Source organism: Microbacterium sp. BG28 (assembly GCF_034044005.1).
Taxonomy (GTDB): domain Bacteria; phylum Actinomycetota; class Actinomycetes; order Actinomycetales; family Microbacteriaceae; genus Microbacterium.
Genome location: NZ_JAXCHA010000001.1, coordinates 849,931 through 868,912 on the forward strand (window position 1 = coordinate 849,931; position 18,982 = coordinate 868,912).

General features: G+C 69.4%; 19 protein-coding genes. 13 read left to right on the top strand and 6 right to left on the bottom strand.

The features are described from left to right. Positions 1-55: 55 nt before the first annotated feature. On the bottom strand, positions 56-934 hold the full coding sequence (locus tag SK224_RS04295; protein WP_320433549.1) for an ABC transporter permease: 879 nt from the start codon (positions 932-934) through the stop codon (positions 56-58). Beyond that, positions 931-2,229: a glycine betaine/L-proline ABC transporter ATP-binding protein gene (locus SK224_RS04300; protein WP_320433550.1), complete on the bottom strand. Its 1,299-nt coding sequence runs from the start codon at positions 2,227-2,229 to the stop codon at positions 931-933. Before SK224_RS04300 ends, SK224_RS04295 begins: the two co-directional genes overlap by 4 nt. 404 nt (positions 2,230-2,633) lie before the next feature. On the opposite strand from SK224_RS04300, the gene SK224_RS04305 reads away from it, so the two are divergent. The 4 genes from SK224_RS04305 to SK224_RS04320 all read left to right on the top strand — a co-directional run bounded on the left by SK224_RS04305 (position 2,634) and on the right by SK224_RS04320 (position 5,867). After that, a complete protein-coding gene (locus SK224_RS04305) occupies positions 2,634-3,029 on the top strand; it encodes a GntR family transcriptional regulator (protein ID WP_320433551.1) in 396 nt (131 codons plus the stop codon). Then, a complete protein-coding gene (locus SK224_RS04310; RefSeq protein WP_320433552.1) occupies positions 3,026-3,928 on the top strand; it encodes an ABC transporter ATP-binding protein in 903 nt (300 codons plus the stop codon). Before SK224_RS04305 ends, SK224_RS04310 begins: the two co-directional genes overlap by 4 nt. Next, positions 3,925-4,620, top strand: a complete 696-nt coding sequence (locus SK224_RS04315) for a hypothetical protein (protein ID WP_320433553.1) — start codon at positions 3,925-3,927, stop codon at positions 4,618-4,620. Before SK224_RS04310 ends, SK224_RS04315 begins: the two co-directional genes overlap by 4 nt. 68 nt (positions 4,621-4,688) lie before the next feature. Continuing rightward, a complete protein-coding gene (locus tag SK224_RS04320) occupies positions 4,689-5,867 on the top strand; it encodes a MalY/PatB family protein (RefSeq protein WP_320433554.1) in 1,179 nt (392 codons plus the stop codon). 33 nt (positions 5,868-5,900) lie between these two features. On the opposite strand, the gene SK224_RS04325 is transcribed toward SK224_RS04320, so the two are convergent. Beyond that, positions 5,901-6,203, bottom strand: coding sequence for a chorismate mutase (locus tag SK224_RS04325; protein ID WP_320433555.1), 303 nt, complete (start codon positions 6,201-6,203; stop codon positions 5,901-5,903). A 54-nt stretch (positions 6,204-6,257) separates the two neighbouring features. On the opposite strand from SK224_RS04325, the gene SK224_RS04330 reads away from it, so the two are divergent. Beyond that, positions 6,258-7,382 carry an AI-2E family transporter gene (locus tag SK224_RS04330; RefSeq protein ID WP_320433556.1) on the top strand — a complete coding sequence of 375 codons (1,125 nt, stop codon included), beginning with the start codon at positions 6,258-6,260 and terminating at the stop codon, positions 7,380-7,382. A 17-nt stretch (positions 7,383-7,399) separates the two neighbouring features. Here the strand turns inward: SK224_RS04330 and SK224_RS04335 are convergent, their stop codons facing one another. Then, positions 7,400-8,590, bottom strand: coding sequence for a lactonase family protein (locus tag SK224_RS04335; protein ID WP_320433557.1), 1,191 nt, complete (start codon positions 8,588-8,590; stop codon positions 7,400-7,402). Between the two features lies 1 nt (position 8,591). Next, the gene (locus SK224_RS04340; protein ID WP_320433558.1) at positions 8,592-9,878 is read right to left on the bottom strand and encodes an adenylosuccinate synthase; all 1,287 of its coding nucleotides are present in this window, start codon (positions 9,876-9,878) and stop codon (positions 8,592-8,594) included. A gap of 201 nt (positions 9,879-10,079) precedes the next feature. On the opposite strand from SK224_RS04340, the gene SK224_RS04345 reads away from it, so the two are divergent. From SK224_RS04345 to SK224_RS04375, 7 genes are all read left to right on the top strand, one after another. Next, positions 10,080-10,778: a DUF1684 domain-containing protein gene (locus SK224_RS04345; protein ID WP_320433559.1), complete on the top strand. Its 699-nt coding sequence runs from the start codon at positions 10,080-10,082 to the stop codon at positions 10,776-10,778. Positions 10,779-10,832: 54 nt separating this feature from the next. Beyond that, positions 10,833-12,326, top strand: a complete 1,494-nt coding sequence (locus SK224_RS04350) for an ABC transporter substrate-binding protein (RefSeq protein ID WP_320433560.1) — start codon at positions 10,833-10,835, stop codon at positions 12,324-12,326. A gap of 60 nt (positions 12,327-12,386) precedes the next feature. Then, positions 12,387-13,349 carry an ABC transporter permease gene (locus tag SK224_RS04355; protein ID WP_320433793.1) on the top strand — a complete coding sequence of 321 codons (963 nt, stop codon included), beginning with the start codon at positions 12,387-12,389 and terminating at the stop codon, positions 13,347-13,349. Continuing rightward, on the top strand, positions 13,346-14,218 hold the full coding sequence (locus SK224_RS04360) for an ABC transporter permease (protein WP_320433561.1): 873 nt from the start codon (positions 13,346-13,348) through the stop codon (positions 14,216-14,218). Before SK224_RS04355 ends, SK224_RS04360 begins: the two co-directional genes overlap by 4 nt. Next, positions 14,215-15,024, top strand: a complete 810-nt coding sequence (locus SK224_RS04365) for an ABC transporter ATP-binding protein (protein ID WP_320433562.1) — start codon at positions 14,215-14,217, stop codon at positions 15,022-15,024. The genes SK224_RS04360 and SK224_RS04365 overlap by 4 nt, the downstream gene beginning before the upstream one ends. Next, positions 15,021-15,776 carry an ABC transporter ATP-binding protein gene (locus tag SK224_RS04370; RefSeq protein WP_320433563.1) on the top strand — a complete coding sequence of 252 codons (756 nt, stop codon included), beginning with the start codon at positions 15,021-15,023 and terminating at the stop codon, positions 15,774-15,776. The genes SK224_RS04365 and SK224_RS04370 overlap by 4 nt, the downstream gene beginning before the upstream one ends. Before the next feature lie 93 nt (positions 15,777-15,869). Beyond that, a complete protein-coding gene (locus tag SK224_RS04375; protein ID WP_320433564.1) occupies positions 15,870-16,550 on the top strand; it encodes a peptidylprolyl isomerase in 681 nt (226 codons plus the stop codon). Positions 16,551-16,609: 59 nt separating this feature from the next. Here the strand turns inward: SK224_RS04375 and SK224_RS04380 are convergent, their stop codons facing one another. Further along, entirely contained in the window at positions 16,610-17,401 is a 792-nt protein-coding gene (locus SK224_RS04380) for a hypothetical protein (RefSeq protein ID WP_320433565.1), read from the bottom strand. Between the two features lie 112 nt (positions 17,402-17,513). On the opposite strand from SK224_RS04380, the gene argG reads away from it, so the two are divergent. Continuing rightward, on the top strand, positions 17,514-18,956 hold the full coding sequence (argG, locus tag SK224_RS04385) for an argininosuccinate synthase (protein ID WP_320433566.1): 1,443 nt from the start codon (positions 17,514-17,516) through the stop codon (positions 18,954-18,956). The last annotated feature ends 26 nt before the right edge of the window (positions 18,957-18,982 follow it).

Here is an 18,982-nt window from a genome sequence, read left to right on the forward strand (position 1 = left end):
TCGACGGCCGCTCGCGAGTGATGAGCTCGCAAGTTTCGGGTGGGCCGGCGCGCGCTCAGGCCGCGCGGGCCAGCTCGCGGCGTCGTCCGAGGAGCGCGCGCTTCGGGCGGGGGCCCGCGAAGCTCGAGGTGACACGGTCGAGGATCATCGCGATGATGACGACGGCGAGACCCGCCTCCACGCCCAGCGCGATGTCGATCCGGCTCAGCGCCTGTACGATCTGTCCGCCGAGGCCGCCTGCTCCGACCATGCCGGCGATGACGACCATCGACAGGCTGAGCATGATGACCTGGTTCACGCCGGCCATGATGCTCGGAAGAGCGAGGGGCAGCTGGATCTGGCGAAGGATGCGGCCGGGCGACGCGCCGAAGGCGTGGCCGGCCTCCACGACCTCGGTGTCCACACCGCGGATGCCGAGCTCCGTCAGTCGCACACCCGGAGACATCGCGAAGACGATGGTGGCGACGATGCCCGGCACGGGTCCCACGCTGAACATGATGAGGGCGGGGATCAGGTAGACGAAGGCGGGCATCGTCTGCAGGAAGTCGAGCACGGGCCGCACGACGGCGGAGACGCGGTCACTGCGAGCGGCCCAGATCCCCAGAGGAAGGGCGATCGCGACCGCGATGACCGCGGCGATGATCACGAGCGCGAGGGTGTCCATGGCCGCATCCCACTGGTCGATCGTGACGATCAGCAGGAGCCCGATCGCCGTGCCCAGGGCGAGCTTCCACCCCTTCGCGAAGAAGGCGAGCGCGACGAAAACGGCGATGATCACCCAGAACGGCGGGCTGGACAGCACCGTGTCGAGCCCGTCGTAGAGGGCACGGAAGGCGACGCTGATCCCGTCGAAGAGCCAGGAGAACGTCTTGATGATCCAGCGGACGGCGCTCTCGACGACGTCGCCGAGGGGGAGGCGGAAGAGATCGTTCATCGGGCACCTCCCGTGCTCGTGGCGGCGGGTTGGTCGACGACGGCCAGCGTCTCGGTGAGCACGCTCGCCGGCACGGATGCGGGCACCTCGATGATCGGGTTCTCCCGCGTGACGGCGGGGACGTTACCGAGCGCGGCGAGGAGGGTGACGCGGGGGATCACCCCGACGAGGCGCTGACGCTCGTCGACCACGGCGACGGGGTAGGGCGACTCGACCGAGTGCTCGACGACGTCCGTCAGCGGGTCGTCGGGTCCGACGACCTGCTGCGCGCGCTGCACGATGCGGCGGAGGTCGGTCTCGCCCGCCTTGACCGCGCGGATCACGGCGCGGTCGGTCACGGCGCCGATGTAACGGCGGTTCTCGACGACCGCCACGGCTCCCGCCTGCAGATCGCGCATGACGCGCAGGGCGCCCCGCATCCCGGCAGACACGGGCGTCGTCGCCTGCGGCGGGGCCATCACGGACGATGCGGTCAGTACGCGGGCCCGGTCGACGTCCTGCACGAACTGGGCGACGTAGTCGTTCGCCGGGTCGGTGAGGATCTCCTCCGGGGTGCCGTTCTGCACGATGCGCCCGTCGCGCATGACGGCGATGCGGTCGCCGAGGAACATGGCCTCGTTGAGGTCGTGGGTGATGAAGACGATCGTGCGGCCGAGCTCCTGCTGCAGTTCGATGAGCTGCTCCTGCATCTCGCGGCGGATGAGGGGGTCGAGGGCCGAGAACGCCTCGTCCATGAGCAGGATGTCGGTGCCGGAAGTGAGGGCGCGGGCGAGGCCGACGCGCTGACGCATTCCGCCGGAGAGCTCCCCGGGCATGGCGTCGACGCGGTCGCCGAGGCCGACCTTGTCGAGGATCTCGCGGGCGCGCTCACGTCGCTCCTGCGTGCCGACGCCCTGGATCTCCAGCGCGTACGCGGCGTTGTCGAGCACCGTGCGGTGCGGCAGGAGCGCGAAGTGCTGGAACACCATCGAGATCGACGAGCGTCGGATGCGGCGCAGCTGCGCGGCCGAGGCTGTCGTCACGTTCTGGCCCTGCACGAGCACCTCGCCGGCGCTCGGGGGCAGCAGACCGTTGAGCATCCGGATGATGGTGGACTTGCCTGAGCCGGAGAGGCCCATGATCACGAAGATCTCGCCCGGGTCGACGGTGAAGCTCGCGTCGATCACCGCGGCCGTACCGCGGTCCGACACCTCGGCACGGGTCTTGCCCGCGCGCAGCTGCTCGATGACGGACTTGGGGTTCTTGCCGAAGACCTTGAACAGGTTCCGCGCCTCAATGGCATGTTCGACACTCACGTGGATTGCACCTCGGCAGTCCGGTGCACAGACTGCATCGGTCACGCCCGGGTGGACGACCACGGGCGGTCGCGTCGGGAGGCGCAACACGCACGGGCTCCGGGCATAGGGCCCGGGCACGGTCGCCGACCGTACGCTCGCCGACGCGCTCCCGAAGGGGCATCAGGCGACCGCGGACTGGTCGTGGGGCCCGGCGACGGGCCTCTTCCAACGTGTCATGCGTTCTCGGGGTTCGCAAGTCGGCCTCGACGGTTGCCGCATCCGGCCGATCGCGCTACCGCGCCCGCGTGATATCAAACGTCGCGCGCGGGCGCACGCGCGGTGCCGGATCTCTCGCTTGACATCACGGTATCCACCGTTGCATGGTTAGTTAGTCAAGTAATGAACCACCGAACGGGGATCCAGTGATCGAAGAGGGCAGACCGCTCTTCCTGCAGATCGCAGAGAGCGTCGAGGACGCGATCGTCGACGGCAGCCTCCGCGAGGAGGACCAGGCGCCGTCGACGAACGAGCTCGCCGCGTTCCACCGCATCAACCCCGCCACCGCGGCAAAAGGAGTCAACATGCTCGTCGACAAGGGAGTGCTCTACAAGCGCCGCGGCGTGGGCATGTTCGTCGCCCCCGGCGCCCGTGAGGTGCTGCTGAGCGAGCGCCGCACAGCGTTCGCCGACCGCTTCGTCGAGCCGCTGCTGGCCGAGGCCCGCAGGCTCGGACTCGCTCCAGAAGACATCACTCATCTCATCGAGGACCGCGCCGCCGCCGACACCGACACCAACACCAACGAAGGAGCGAACAAGTGACCGCCGTGATCGAGGTCAGCGCACTGACCAAGCGATACCGCGACACCGTCGCGATCGACGACGTCAGCTTCCGCATCGAGAAGGACGCCATCTACGGCCTCCTCGGACGCAACGGAGCCGGCAAGACGACGATCATGTCGATCCTCACCGCGCAGAACTTCGCCACCTCCGGACAGGTGCGCGTGTTCGGCGAGGACCCCTACGAGAACGCCCGTGTGCTCTCGCGCGTCTGCTTCGTCCGCGAGAGCCAGCGCTACCCCGACGACGCCCTGCCCGTTCACGCGTTCCGCATCGCCCGGCTCTTCTTCCCGAACTGGGACCAGGATCTCGCCGAACGGCTCATCGCCGACTTCCGCCTGCCGATGAAGACGCGCATCAAGAAGCTCTCCCGCGGACAGCTCTCCGCGGTCGGCGTCATCATCGGCATCGCCTCGCGCGCCGAGATCACCTTCTTCGACGAGCCGTACCTCGGACTGGATGCGGTCGCCCGTCAGATCTTCTACGACCGCCTCCTCGAGGACTACGCCGAGCACCCCCGCACCATCATCCTGTCGAGCCACCTGATCGACGAGGTGTCGAACCTCCTCGAGAAGGTGATCGTCGTCGAGGGCGGACGCGTGCTGCTGGACGAGGACACCGAGGCGCTGCGCGAGCGCGCGACGAGCGTGGTCGGCGACGCCGACGCGGTCGACGCCTTCGTCGTCGGGCGCGAGGTGCTGCACCGCGAGAGCCTCGGCCGCGTCGCATCCGTCACCGTCCTCGGCGCGCTCACCCCCGACGAGCGCGCGCGCATGCGGGATGCGGGCCTGGAACTCGCTCCCGTCTCCCTCCAACAGCTCGTCGTGCGCCTCACGCAGCGCGTCGAATCCCCCGCTCTCGAGAACGGAGTCGTGCGATGAACCGCATCCAGAAGGTCGTGCGCATGCAGCTGACCAACAGGCAGACCTTCCTCTGGGTTCCGCTGATCGTCCTGGGCGGCGCCTTCGGCCTCAGCCTCGCGGTCTACGGCATCCTCTACAGCGCCGGGGTGACCGGTGCCTTCTACGGCGGTGGGGCCCAGGCGCCCCTCTGGTACTTCGCGGTCATCGGCGCCCAGGCATTGACCATGACGTTCCCGTTCTCGCAGGCCATGAGCGTGACGCGACGCGAGTTCTTCCTCGGCACGATGCTCACGGCCGTGCTCACCGCCGCCATGCTCGCCGTGATCTTCGTCATCGGCGGGCTCATCGAGACAGCGACCGGAGGCTGGGGTCTCCACGGCTACTTCTTCGCCGTCGGGGTCATCTGGGAGTCCGGACCGGTGTTGGCGGGACTCTTCTACTTCGTGCTCGCCATGCTGTTCTTCGTCTCCGGCTTCTGGGGCGCGACGATCTTCAAGCGCTTCGGCACGCTGTGGCTGGTCGTCACCCTCGTTGGGATCGCTGCGGTCATCGTGCTCGCCCTGTTCGCCGTCACGCGCATGGACGCCTGGCCGTCGGTCATCGACTGGTTCGCATCGATCGGATTCGGCGGCATCACGCTCCTGGTCGCGGGGATCGCAGCGGTGCTCGCCGCCATCGCCTTCCCGACGCTGCGCCGCACCACCCCCTGACGACGGATGATGGAGGGGGGCGCAATCTCGGACCGATACCGGATCGCGCCGTCGACAAGGAGCACAGCATGAGCGATTTCGCACGACGCATCGATGCCATCACCGTCGATCAGCTGCGATCCACCGGGGCCACCAAGTGGTCGGCGGAGGACGGCACCCTGGGCGCGTTCGTCGCGGAGATGGACTTCGGCATCGACCGGAGGATCACCGAGGCGCTCCACCGCGCCGTCGACGCAGGGGCGTTCGGCTACATGCCCCGGGGGATGGCCGCCGACCTCTCCGCGGCGACGGCGGAGTTCGTCGGTCGCCGCTACGGGTGGCAGGTTGCGGCATCGGATGTCTGGGGCGTCCCAGATGTCATCGTGGGCCTGGAGCTCGCGATGGAGCACTGCTCGGCGCCGGGTTCCAAGATCATCGTGCCGACGCCGTCGTACATGCCGTTCCTCTTCGTCCCGCCGATGCGTGGACGCGAGGTCATCGAAGTGCCGCTCGCCGTGCGTGACGGCCGTTACGAGTTCGACCTCGACGCCCTGCAGCGCGCGTTCGACGACGGCGGCAACCTGTTGCTGTTGTGCAATCCGTACAACCCGGTGGGCCGCGTGTTCAGCCGCGAAGAGCTCGTCGCCGTCTCGGAGGTCGTGCAGCGCAACGGGGGACGCGTGTTCTCCGACGAAATCTGGGCTCCGCTCGTCTTCACCGGGTCGACCCACATCCCGTACGCGTCGATCTCCGACGCGGCCGCTCAGCACACGATCACGGCAATGAGCGCGTCCAAGGCCTGGAACCTGCCCGGACTCAAGTGCGCGCAGCTCGTGCTCACGAGCGACGCCGACCGGGAGAGGTGGGCGAAGATCGGCCCGTTCGCCGGGCACGGCACCAGCAACCTCGGCGCCGTCGCCAACGCGGTGGCCTACCGCGACGGTGACAGCTGGCTCGCCGAGCTCGTGCCCTACCTCGAACACAATCGGGACGTCCTGCGAGACCTCATCGCCGAGGAGATCCCCGGGGCTTGGATGCCGAGACCCGAAGGAACCTACGTCGGGTGGATCGACTTCCGAGACGCCGGCCTCGGAGACACGCCCGCCGAGTTCTTCCACCGGGAGGCGTCTGTCCAGCTCACGGAGGGGACCATGTGCGGTGTCGCCGGCACCGGGTTCGCACGACTCATCTTCGCGACCCCGACACCGGTCCTCGAAGAGGTCGTCCGCCGCCTCGGCGCCTCGCTCCGAACGCTTCCGACGGCGTGAGGGTCGGGGCTGACCGCCCCTCACCGAGCGGGATCAGTCGGTGGCGGATGCGGCGGCCTCGTGGTGACGGATCACCTCGGCCACGACGAAGTTGAACCACTTCTCGGCGAACGCGGGGTCGAGATCCGCCTGCTCGGCGAGACTCCGCAGCCGCGCGAGCTGTCGTTCTTCGCGAGCAGGGTCGGAGGGAGGCAGGCCGTGCTCCGCCTTCAGCGCTCCGACGGCCTTCGTGCAGCGGAAACGCTCCGCCAGCATGAAGGTCAGCGCCGCATCGATGTTGTCGATGCTGGCGCGCAGCCCCTGGAGGGTGGAGATCGGGTCGATGGGCTCGGTCATGGCGTCCTCCTCGCGCTCGACACTACCGCGCGGGCCGCGCCCTAGAGTGTGGTCATGACCGATGAATCGGCTGGGTCCGTCGATCCCGCATCCGCCCCGCCCACCGCTACGGGCCTTCGCTGGCGCGCCGTGCACCACCCGTTCGCCCTCGGGTTCTTCGTGACCCTCGGCGGTCTGCTCGCACTGGTGCTGGGACTCGCGGTCTCGAACCTGTCCACAGTGCTCATCTACGTCGCTTTCGCGCTGTTCGCCGCCCTCGGCCTCGACCCCCTCGTGCGCTTCTTCGAGAAGCGCGGCGTCGCACGCGTCTGGGGCATCGTGATCGTCTTCGTCGGGTTCGCGATCGTGCTCGTCGGGGTGCTGCTGCTGATCATCCCGACGGTGGTCCAGCAGATCGCGGAGTTCTTCAACAGCGTGCCCCAGCTGTTCACGACGTTCCAGCAGAGCGACCTCTATCGCACGCTCCACGACACCTTCGGCAGCGCGCTGCCCGACATCCTCTCGCACGTGCAGGACTTCCTCACCAACCCGACGAACATCGCCTCCATCAGCGGCGGCGTGCTCAAGGTCGGCGTCTCGATCGTCACGGGGATCTCCGGGGGGATCATCATTCTGGTTCTGAGTCTCTACTTCACGGCCTCGCTGCCGACGATGAAGAAGTCGCTCCTCTCGCTCGCTCCGGCGTACGCGCGTACGAAGGTCGCCTCCCTCACCGAGGAGATCGCAGATTCCATCGGCGGATACCTGCGCGGCATGGTCGTGCTGGCCCTGTGCAACGCCGTGTTCGTGCTGATCATGTTCCTCGTGCTCGGACTGCCATTCCCGCAGCTGTTCGCCGTCGTCGCCTTCTGCGTCACCCTCATCCCTCTCGTCGGAACGGTGCTGTTCTGGGTGATCGGCTCCGTCTTCGCCCTGTTCGCGAGCCCGATGGGCGCTCTGGTGTTCGCGATCGCCTATCTCGTCTACATGCAACTCGAGGCATACCTGCTGACGCCTCGCGTCATGAACCGCACGATCTCGATCCCGGGATCACTCGTCGTGATCGGCGCGCTCGTCGGCGGCACGCTGCTCGGGCTGCTGGGAGCGCTCGTCGCGATCCCCGTCACTGCCTCGGTGCTGCTCATCGTGAAGCAGGTCATCATCCCGAAACAGGACGCGAAACTGCATCCCGACGCCTGAGGCCGGCAATTCCGTCGTCAGCGGATGGGCATCAGGCAGGTCGGTGACGGCACGGCCACGCGCGAGCGCACACGCTCCGCGATGCCGGTGCGAAGATCCAGCGACACGGCCGCGACCTCGTCCGATCGCTGACCGGCCACCAGCACCGTGTCGCGGGAGACGACGTGATGGCGGGGCCAGTCCACGCCGCTGTCGGCCAGCGCGACGAACTGCAGTTGCTCCCCCGCGCCCGCGACCCGCACGGTGGCGAGGGTGTTGCTGCCGCGCACGCCGGCAACGAGGAACGAGCCGTCGGAGGATGCCGCGAGCTCCGCCGCGGTATCGCCGTCGAGGGTTCCCGCCAACTGCACGCCGCCGATCAGGCGCCACGCGCCCGACGCGTCCGGCGCCAGCACGAACACCTCACGCGAGAGCTCCGCCACGACATACAGATGACCGCTCGGATGCCATACGCCGTGGCGCGGGCCGCTGCCGCGGGGCAGCACGACCTGGCCCGCCGCGCGCAGCCCGTCGCCGGACGGGCGCCAGAACCGCACGAGATCGAAGCCCATGTCGGTCGTGGCGACGGCGCCGCCGGGAAGAAGGATGCTCTGGTGGGCGTGGGGGGTGCGCTCCAACACGGGGGGCTCGAGCTCCGGAGCGAGAGGCGCCTGGGCGTCCCCCAGGTGCGGGATGAGGTGCGCGTACTCCTCGCCCGCCGCGTCCCGTAGTGCGCGGGCGGCCGCTTCGAGGCTGACGTCGGCCGCCTCGGCGACGGCAGTGGACACCGACATTCCCGAACCGGCATACGGATCGACAGGAGCCGGCGCGAGTGAAGGCCGCGACGGACGCCCGGCGGCGTCCAGCGTCATCCGCACGACGCGGCCGTCTCCCCAGCACGTCGCCATGAGCCAGGCGCCGTCGGGTGCGACGGCGATGTGGCAGACCGCCTCGCCCGCAGGGATCGCCGGGCCGAGGCGCTCGTAGCGTGACTCGCCCGTGCGGCGGAAGGCCTGTACCGCGCCCGCCGACTCGAGAGCCGCGTAGATCACGTCGAGGGTGGGATGGCGCGCGACCCATGAGGGCGAGCCGTCGACGGGGGCGACCACGCCGGAGAAGGCGAGAGCAGATCCCGCGAGCGACTGGTCGGCGGCACCGGCGTGCAGCTCGCCGATGCCCTCGCCGATGCCGTCCATCTCGGCGCCGTAGCCGCCGGTGAGCAGCCGCACGTCAGTCGACGAGGTCGTGGCGCACGATGACGGCGTCGCGGGCGGCGCCCACGCCGATCACCGAGATGCGGGTGCCGCTCAGGCGCTCGAGTGCCAGCACGTAGTCCTGCGCCGTCTGGGGAAGCTCGTCGAACGTACGCGCGGTCGAGATGTCCTCCGACCAGCCCGGCAAGTACTCGAGGATCGGCTTGGCGTGATGGAACTCGGTCTGGTTCACCGGGACCTCGTCGAACCGCACACCGTCGACGTCGTAGGCGACGCACACCGGGATCTGCTCGAGCCCGGTCAGGATGTCGAGCTTGGTGAGCACGAGGTCGGTGATGCCGTTGATGCGCGTGGCGTAGCGGGTGATGGGAGCGTCGTACCAGCCGACGCGGCGCGGACGGCCCGTCGTGGTGCCGAACTCGAATCCGCGCGAACGCAGCCACTCGCCCTGCTCGTCGAACAGCTCGGTCGGGAAGGGCCCGGAGCCGACGCGCGTCGTGTACGCCTTGACGATGCCGACGATCCGGTCGAGGCGGTTGGGGCCGACCCCCGAGCCGGTCGCGGCGCCGCCGGCGGTCGCCGATGAGGAGGTGACGAACGGGTAGGTGCCGTGGTCGACGTCGAGCATCGTGGCCTGGCCGCCCTCGAAGACGACGACATCTCCGGCATCCAGCGCGTCGTTCAGCAGCAGCCCGGTGTCGCAGACCATCGGGCGCAGCCGCTCCGCGTACGAGAGGAGGTCCTCCACGATCTCGTCGACCGTGATGGCGCGGCGGTTGAAGACCTTTACGAGCAGGTGGTTCTTCTGATCGAGGGCGCCCTCGACCTTCTGGCGCAGGATGTTCTCGTCGAACAGGTCCTGGATGCGGATGCCGACGCGGTTGATCTTGTCGGCGTAGGCGGGGCCGATCCCGCGGCCGGTGGTGCCGATCTGACGCTTGCCGAGGAAGCGCTCGGTGACCTTGTCGAGCGTGCGGTGGTACTGCGTGATCACGTGCGCGTTGGCGCTGACCCGCAGGCGCGAGGTGTCGACGCCGCGGGCCTGGAGCGCCTCGAGCTCGTAGAAGAGCACCTCGAGGTCGACGACGACCCCGTTGCCGATGACGGCGTTCACACCGGGCGAGAGGATGCCGGAGGGCAGCAGGTGCAGGGCGTACTTCTCGTCGCCGATCACCACCGTGTGCCCGGCGTTGTTGCCGCCGTTGAACTTGACGACCCAGTCGGTGCGCGAGCCGAGCAGATCGGTGGCCTTGCCCTTGCCCTCGTCGCCCCACTGGACGCCGACGATCACGATGCCTGGCATGGGTGGCTCCCTCGAGTCGGGTGGCTGATGGCGGCGCCTGACGGCACCGGAAGACGTGAACCCGTCGAGCGGGAGGTCTTCGGGCAGTCTATCGAGCCGGTCTCGCGCGAGCGCGCGGGGAATATCCCGATCGCCCGGCGCATTGCCTTCCGTGACGCCCGATTGGGCACCACGCCCCCGAGTTCCGAGAATGGACGCATCATGTCCGCCCGTGAAGACCACGCCCGCTGGCACGCCGCGCGCGAACGCGCCGTCGCCTCCCCCACCGGCAACCTCGCCCTCGTCGAGACGCGCTGGACCGGCGCCCGCGCCGATCTCGGCGCCGCGCAGGCCTCGGCCGCACCCACGGTGCAGGTCACCGAGATCGAGCGCACCGACATCGACTCGGGCGAGCCGCAGCACGGCCTGCGCTTCTGGGATGCGGCCTCGCCCGCGATCGGCGCGTTCGAGCGGATCGATACCTACGACTACGACCCCGCCTGGGTCATCGACGGCACGTTCCGCCCCGTCCAGGCCTCGCGCACCGTGCCGTTCGAGCACATCCGCGACAACGGCGGCACCCGCGATCTCATCGTTCCCGGCGACATCACCGCGACGATCGGCGGGGTGGAGCGCACCCTCGCCGCCTTCGACGACGGCGGGAAGCTGCTGCTCGTGTTCGGCGACACCACCAACGGCGTCGAGACCTACGGGCCCGGCCGGTTCCTTTTCGTGCAGCACGTCGAGGGCGACCCGCACCGGGTCGTGCTCGACTTCAACCGCGCCTTCGTGCCGCCGTGCGCATTCTCCGCACAGTACAACTGCCCGCTTCCTCCCGCATCCAACCGTTTCGAGGTTCCGGTGCGCGCGGGCGAGAAGTCCGTCGTCTTCCGCGACGGCTTCGACATCTACGCCGCCTGACGCGGCGACGCACAGCATCCCGACCCCACCCACAGCACCCTGGAGTATCCCCGCATGAGAAGACCTCTGCTCGCCGTGACGGCCGCCGCTGCCGCAGCCCTGCTGCTGGCCGGCTGCGCCGCCGGCTCCGGCACGGCCCAGAACGCCGACGACGCCACGATCGTGATCGGCTCGCTGTACGAGCCGCAGAACCTGAGCAACACGCAGGGCGGCGGTCAGGGCGTGACCGAGGCCTTCAACGGCAACGTCTACGAGGGCCTCTACAAGCTCACCGATGACGGCGAGGTCGAGCCGCTGCTCGCCCAGTCCGAACAGGTCAGCGACGACGGCCTGACCTACACGATCACGCTGCGCGACGGCGTCGAGTTCCACTCCGGCAAGAAGCTGACCTCCGCCGACGTCAAGGCGAGCGTCGAGGCGGTCCTCGCCGACGATTCGAAGTCGGCCCGCAAGTCGAGCTTCGGCCCGATCGCGGACATCGCGACCCCCGACGAGAACACGGTCGTGTTCACCCTCTCGCAGCGCTCGATCTCGTTCCTCTACAACCTCAGCTACGTGTGGATCGTGAACACCGAGGCGGGCGATCTGACCACGACAGAGGACGGCACCGGCCCGTACACGCTCGACGAGTGGAAGCAGGGCAGCACGCTGACCCTGAAGCGCTTCGACGGCTACTGGGGCAGCCCCGCCAAGAACGCCGAGGTCGTCTTCACGTACTTCACCGACGCGACGGCCGAGAACAACGCGCTGCTGACAGGTGAGATCGACCTCATCACCAGCATCCAGGGCCCCGACCAGCTGGCGCAGTTCGACGGCAACAGCGACTATGTCGTGAGCGAGGGCACCTCGACCACGAAGGAGCTGCTCGCCTTCAACGACCGCGTCGCCCCGTTCGACAACGTCGACGTGCGCAAGGCCGTCTACTCGGCGATCGACACGAAGAAGCTGCTGAGCTCGATCTGGGGCGACTACGGCACCCTCATCGGTTCGATGGTGCCGCCCACCGACCCCTGGTACGAGGACCTCACCGGGGTGAACCCCTACGACCCGGCGCTCTCTATGCAGCTGCTGGCACAGGCCGGCTACGCCGACGGGTTCACGTTCACCCTCGACACCCCGAGCTACGACCCGCATCCCGCCGTGGCGGAGTTCCTGCAGTCGCAGCTGGCCGAGGTCGGGATCACGGTCGAGATCAACACGATCAGCGCGGACGAGTGGTACACGAAGGTCTTCAAGGACCGCGACTTCACCGCCACCCTGCAGGAGCACGTGAACGACCGCGACGTGGTCTGGTACGGCAACCCCGACTTCTACTGGGGCTACAACAACCCGCAGGTGACCCAGTGGGTGTCCGAGGCCGAGCAGGCCACGACCGTCGACGAGCAGACCTCGCTGCTCAAGCAGGTCAACGAGCAGATCGCGGCCGATGCGGCTAGCGTGTGGCTGTACCTCTACCCGCAGATCGTCGTCGCCTCCAGCGACGTCAGCGGGTACCCGGTCAACGGCTTGAACTCGCAGTTCTTCGCCTACGACATCGTCAAGTCCTGATCGACGGATGATGCCGCCGACCGACCGGGTCGGCGGCATCATCCATTCCCGGTGAACCCCATGGTCGTCTATCTGCTGCGTCGGGCCGCGTTCCTCGCGGTCTCCCTCGTCGTCGCCATGGTCGTCATCTTCGTCCTGCTGCGGCTGCTGCCGGGCGATCCCGCCAACGCCCTGCTCTCGGTGGATGCGACGCCGGAGCAGATCGCGGCGGCCCGCGCCCAGGTCGGGTCCGACCAGCCGCTGGTCCAGCAGTTCGCGGCCTGGGCCGCGCAGCTGCTGCGCTTCGACCTCGGAGAGTCATACATCTCCTCCCGGTCGGTCGGCGACGAGGTCGCGGCGCGTCTGGCGATCACGCTTCCGCTCACCCTGCTCGCGTTCGGCCTCGCGCTCGTCGTCTCGCTCATCGTGGGGATCACCGCCGCGGTGAAGGCTGACCGCTGGTACGGCATCCTGCTGTCGGGGTTCGCGCAGCTCGGGGTGGCGGTTCCGGTGTTCTGGGTCGGCGTCATCCTGGTGTGGATCTTCGCGCTCCAACTGGGCCTGCTGCCCTCGGGCGGGTTCCCTCGGCACGACTGGGAGGATCCCGCCGACGCTCTTCGTTCGCTGACCCTGCCCGTCATCACGATCGCGATCGTGATGAGCGCGTCGCTCAGTCGCTATGTGCGCGCCGCGACCCTCGACGTCCTCGGCAGCGACTACCTCCGTACCGCCCGCGCCGGCGGCGCCTCCCGCGCCGAGGCGCTGCTGCGTCACGGGGTGCGAAACGGCGCCGTACCGGTCGTCGCCGTCCTCGGCATCGAGCTGTCGACGACGCTGCTGGGCGCCGTCGTCGTGGAGAGCGTGTTCACGCTGCCGGGGCTCGGCAGCATGCTGCTCACCGGCATCGAGCAGCACGACTTCGCCAACATCCAGGGCGTCCTCGTGGTCAGCACCCTGTTCGTGCTGCTCGTCGGTTTCGCCGCCGACGTGGTGCAGCGTCTGATCGACCCGCGCCTGCGCACGAGCGTCTCGGGCAACCGATGAGCGGCGCGGCGCTGAAGGCGCAGACGGATGCGGTCGCCACCGCATCCGTCGGGCGGCGCCGACCGCACGCCACCCTGATCATCGGGAGCGTGCTGGTGGGACTCGTCGTGCTCACCGCGATCGTCTCGCTCGTCTGGCTGCCGTATCCGCTGAGCGACATCAGCGGCGACCGGCTCGAACCGCCGGGCCCCGCGCACCTGCTCGGCACGGACCGCCTGGGGCGTGACCTGCTGAGTCAGCTCATGGTGGGCGCGCGGATCGCTCTGACGGTCGGGGCGGGCGCGGTGCTGATCGCGGCCGTGATCGGGATCTCGCTGGGGTTGGTGGCCGCCTTCGCACGGCCCTGGCTCGACGACACGCTCTCGGCCGCGCTCGACGTGCTGATCGCCTTCCCCGTGCTCCTGCTGGCGATGCTCGTGGTCGCCGTGCAGGGTCCGTCGCTGTTCTCGGCGATCCTCGCGATCGGGCTGGCGATGTCGGCCGTGGTCGCACGGCTCACCCGCATCCTGGCGCGCCGCGTTCTCGGCGAGCAGTACGTGATCGCCGCGCGCACCAGCGGGACGCGCCTGGGCGGCATCATCCGGCAGCACGTGCTGCCCAACATCGCCCCGACGCTTCTCGTGAGCCTCGCGCTGCAGTTCGGCATCGCGGTGCTCGCGGAGGCGAGCCTGTCGTACCTCGGGCTGGGCGCACCGCCGCCCAACGCGTCGTGGGGGCGCATGCTGCAGGAGGCGCAGGGAACCGTGCTGACCGCACCCGTGGGCGCCATCGCCCCCGGCATCGCGATCGTTGCTCTCGTGCTGGGCATCAACTTCCTCGCCGACGGACTGCGCGAGTGGACAGACCCGACCCGTCGGAGGTCGCGATGAGCCTTCTCTCGGTGACCGGCCTCTCGGTGCGCGCCGGCGGTGCGACGCCCGTACGCGACATCTCGTTCGAGGTCGCGCCCGGCGAGCGCGTCGGGGTGATCGGCGAGTCCGGATCCGGCAAGTCGCTGACCGCCCTCGCGGTGCTGGGTCTGCTGCCGCAGGCGCTGTCCGCATCCGGTTCGATCCGGCTCGACGACCGGGAGGTCGTGGGCACGCGGGATGCGGACCTTCGCGCCCTGCGGGGGCCCGTCGCGCAGATCGTGTTCCAGGAGCCGCTGACGGCCCTCGACCCGCTGATGCGGGTGGGCAATCAGATCGCCGAGCCGCTGCGGCGCTGGCGCGGGCTGCGCGGCACGCCGCTGCGCGAAGCCGTCGCCGCAGCGCTGGCGGAGGTCGCCCTGCCCGACCCCCGGATCGCCCGGGCCTATCCGCACGAGCTGTCCGGCGGACAGCGCCAGCGCATCGCCATCGCCATCGCGCTGGCGGCCCAGCCGCGTCTGCTGATCGCGGACGAGCCGACCACGGCGCTGGACGTCACGGTGCAGGACGGCGTGCTCGCGCTGCTCGAGCGTCTGGTCGCCGAACGCGGGATGGCTCTGCTGTTCATCAGCCACGACCTCGCGGTGATCTCCCGCATGGCCGAGCGCGTGATCGTGCTGCGCCAGGGCTCGATGATCGAGCAGGGCACGGTGGCCTCGGTGCTCACCGCGCCCGCGCACCCGTACACGGCGCAGCTGATCGGCAGCGCACGGATCCTCGACGCTGCCCTCGACGCGGGTGCGCAGGACGGAGGGGGTGCGCGATGAGCGTGCTGGAGCTTCGCGCGGCGGGGTTCGCGTACGGGTCGCAGACGGTTCTCGAGGACGTGTCGCTCACGGTCGGGGCCGGTGAGTCCGTCGGCCTGGTGGGCGAGTCGGGTGCGGGCAAGTCCACGATCCTGCGCCTGCTGCTGGGGCTGTCACGTCCGCGCGACGGCGAGGTGCGCTTCGACGGCGCACCCCTGGCCCTGCGCGATCGCGCGCTCATGCGGCGGTTCCGCGCCAGCGTGCAGCCCGTCTTCCAGGATCCGTACTCCTCGCTCGATCCGCGTCAGCGCATCGATCGCATCGTCAGCGAACCGCTGCGCTCGCTGGGCCTCGCGTCGGGAGCGGATGCGGCGGCCCGCGTCGCCGAGGCGGTCACCGCCGTGGGGCTGGCGCCGGACACCCTCGAGCGGTACCCGCACGAATTCTCGGGCGGTCAGCGCCAGCGCATCGCGATCGCGCGAGCGATCGTGTCGCGCCCGCGCGTGCTCCTCGCCGACGAGCCCGTGAGCGCGCTGGATGTGACCACGCGCGTGCAGGTCATCGAGCTGCTCGCACGCCTGCGCGACGAGACGGGCCTCGCGCTGGTGATGGTCTCGCACGATCTCGGTGCCGTCGCCGCCCTGTGCGAGCGGACGGTGGTGCTGCAGCACGGCCGCGTCGTGGAGGAAGCGCCGACCGCCCGCATCCTCAGCGCCGCCGAGACCCCCTACGCGCGCGAACTGGTCGCCGCGGTGCCCCGCCTCCCCCGCTGACGCGCCCCGAGCCCGCATCCGCTCCGTGCTCTTGCCCGAGTCGCGGAGCCGGAGCCACACCGCGAATCCCATGCACACGGATACGCTGACTGCATGCGTGCCCGACTCCTCGCTCTCCCCCTCGCCGTCGCCGCCCTCGCCCTCCTTGCCGGGTGCGCGAGCGCGGCTCCCGCCCCCGCCCGCACCGCTCAGAGCACGGCCCCGGCCGCTGCGACAGCGACGGCCGGTACCTGCACCTACTCCTCCGGTGGCGCTGCTGCGCGCGACGTGACCGCTCCGCCCACCGAGCCCGCGGTCACCGGCACCGTCGCGGTGACGCTGCAGACCTCGGCCGGCGACATCCCGATCAGCATGGATGCGGACCGCACCCCCTGCACGGTGAACAGCTTCGTCTCCCTCGCCACCCAGGGCTACTACACCGACACGAACTGCCACCGGCTCACGACCTCCGGCATCTTCGTGCTGCAGTGCGGCGACCCCACCGCGACCGGAATGGGCGGACCCGGCTACCGCTATGCGGACGAGCTCGACGGATCCGAGACGTACCCCGCCGGAACCGTCGCGATGGCCAATGCCGGCCCCGGCACGAACGGCTCGCAGTTCTTCCTCGTCTACCAGGACACCCAGCTGAATCCGGACTACACGGTGTTCGGTCACATGGATGCGGCGGGCATCGCCGTCGTGCAGCAGATCGCCGCGGCCGGGACCGACAGCGGCGGTGGCGACGGAAAACCCAAGACGCCGGTCACCATCACGGGCGTGACCGTCGGCTGAGCCCGGCCGCATTCATCACCGGCGGACCGCGCAATCCGTCACCGGAGTGACGCGCGCGATCAGCGCTTCGTGAACGTGTCGGTGATGTCGTGCCAGGCGTACACGGCAGTGGGCTGCTCGCCGTGCGCGAAGTCGATGAGGATGCGGCGGGCGTCATCGACGCCGAGCAGCTCGTTCGCGAGGATCGTCTGGCTCGCCCGGAACCGCGCCAGCTGCACATCGGGTCCCGACATGTCGGGATCCGTCGCCGCCACGCCGTGCCAGAAGCCGCGGATGCGGGCCAGGCCCCGCCGACGACGCCGCCACTCGACCGTCAGCCCGGCGCGGCCGCCGGCCGTCTGCGCGTAGTCGTCGGACGACGACTCGAGGATGACGTAGCCGGGGCCGTTGACGTCGTCGATCCAGCTCACGGCGGCGGCGATGAGCGCGTCCGACGGCTCCTCGTGCGTGCCGAGCGTCTCGGTGCGCAGAGCGAGTCCTGGATGCGGCGCGTCCTCGAAGCTCTCGGTCGGCGGCCACCAGACCCGGTCGGCCGCGGTGCTGTACGCCCAGACGGCCAGCGAGTGGCGTGCCGCACTCGCCCAGACGAGCGGTTCGAACTGATCGGCGGCATCCCAGGCGCAGTGCACGATCGCCGTCTGCCCTGCCGATCCGTAGTCGGCGTAGCGGCCGCCGGGAGGCAGCTCCTCCGGTGCTTCCTCGTAACCGCGGAAGCTCTGTCGCATCTCCCGTTCCCAGGCGGCGATCGATGCGCTGGGGACCGCACCGATCTGCGCGTCGAACCACTCCTGCAACCGGTAGACATCCCGCGGCGCACCCGCCGGATCGAACACGGCGATATCGAACGACATGGGCTCCCCCTCATCCTCGCCGCCCAGTCTTCCCCTCGCCGCAGCGCCGGACGAGTTGTCCACAGCACCGGGCGGCACGGGCCGCATCCGTCGGCTCAGTAGAATCGAGAGCATGTCCAAGGTCCTGCAGTCCCTGCCCGTCGGCGAGCGTGTCGGCATCGCGTTCTCCGGGGGCCTCGACACCTCCGTCGCCGTCGCGTGGATGCGCGACAAGGGCGCCGTGCCCTGCACCTACACGGGAGACCTCGGCCAGCCCGACGAAGACGACATCGCCTCGATCCCCGGCCGTGCGCTGCAGTACGGCGCGGAGGTCTCGCGTCTGGTCGACTGCAAGACCGCGCTGGTCGAAGAGGGCTTCGTCGCCCTCGCCTGCGGTGCCTTCCACATCCGCAGCGGCGGACGCACCTACTTCAACACGACGCCCCTCGGCCGCGCGGTGACGGGGACGCTCCTCGTGCGCGCCATGAAGGAGGACGGCGTCGACATCTGGGGAGACGGCTCCACCTACAAGGGCAACGACATCGAGCGGTTCTACCGCTACGGTCTGCTCGCCAACCCCGCACTGCGCATCTACAAGCCCTGGCTGGATGCGGACTTCGTGACCGAGCTCGGTGGTCGCAAGGAGATGAGCGAGTGGCTCGTCGCGCATGACTTTCCGTACCGCGACAGCGCCGAGAAGGCCTACTCGACCGACGCGAACATCTGGGGCGCGACCCACGAGGCCAAGACGCTCGAGCACCTCGACGTGTCGCTGGAGACCGTGGAGCCCATCATGGGCGTGCGGTTCTGGGACCCGGCTGTCGAGATCGCCACGGAGGACGTGACGGTCACCTTCGAGCGTGGCCGCCCCGTCGCCCTCAACGGCGTCGAGTACACGGACCCGGTCCAGCTCGTGTTCGAGGCGAACCGTATCGGCGGACGTCACGGTCTGGGCATGAGCGACCAGATCGAGAACCGCATCATCGAGGCCAAGTCCCGCGGCATCTACGAGGCGCCCGGCATGGCGCTGCTGTTCATCGCCTACGAGCGCCTCGTCAACGCGATCCTCAACGAGGACACCCTTGCGACCTATCACGAGCAGGGGCGCCGGCTCGGCCGCCTCATGTACGAGGGGCGCTGGCTGGAGCCGCAGTCGCTCATGCTGCGCGAATCGATCCAGAAGTGGGTCGGCTCCTCCATCACGGGCGAGGTGACCCTGCGTCTGCGTCGCGGCGAGGACTACTCGGTGCTCGACACGACCGCTCCCCACATGTCCTACGGCCCGGAGAAGCTGTCGATGGAGCGCGTGGGCGACGCGGCGTTCGGGCCGACCGACCGCATCGGCCAGCTCACGATGCGCAACCTCGACATCCAGGACTCGCGCGCACGTCTCGAGCAGTATGCGGGTCTGGGACTCATCGGCGGCGCGACCGGCGCACTCATGGGCGAGCTGCGACGCGGCGCCTCTGAGGAGATCGTCGAGCACGCCGAGCCGTACGACGCCGAGCGCGAGGATCTCGCCGAGGCGACGGATGCGGTCAACGAGGCCTCGGCTTTCGACTCTGGAACCGACTGAGCGAAAAACTGCACATGAGTGTGCAG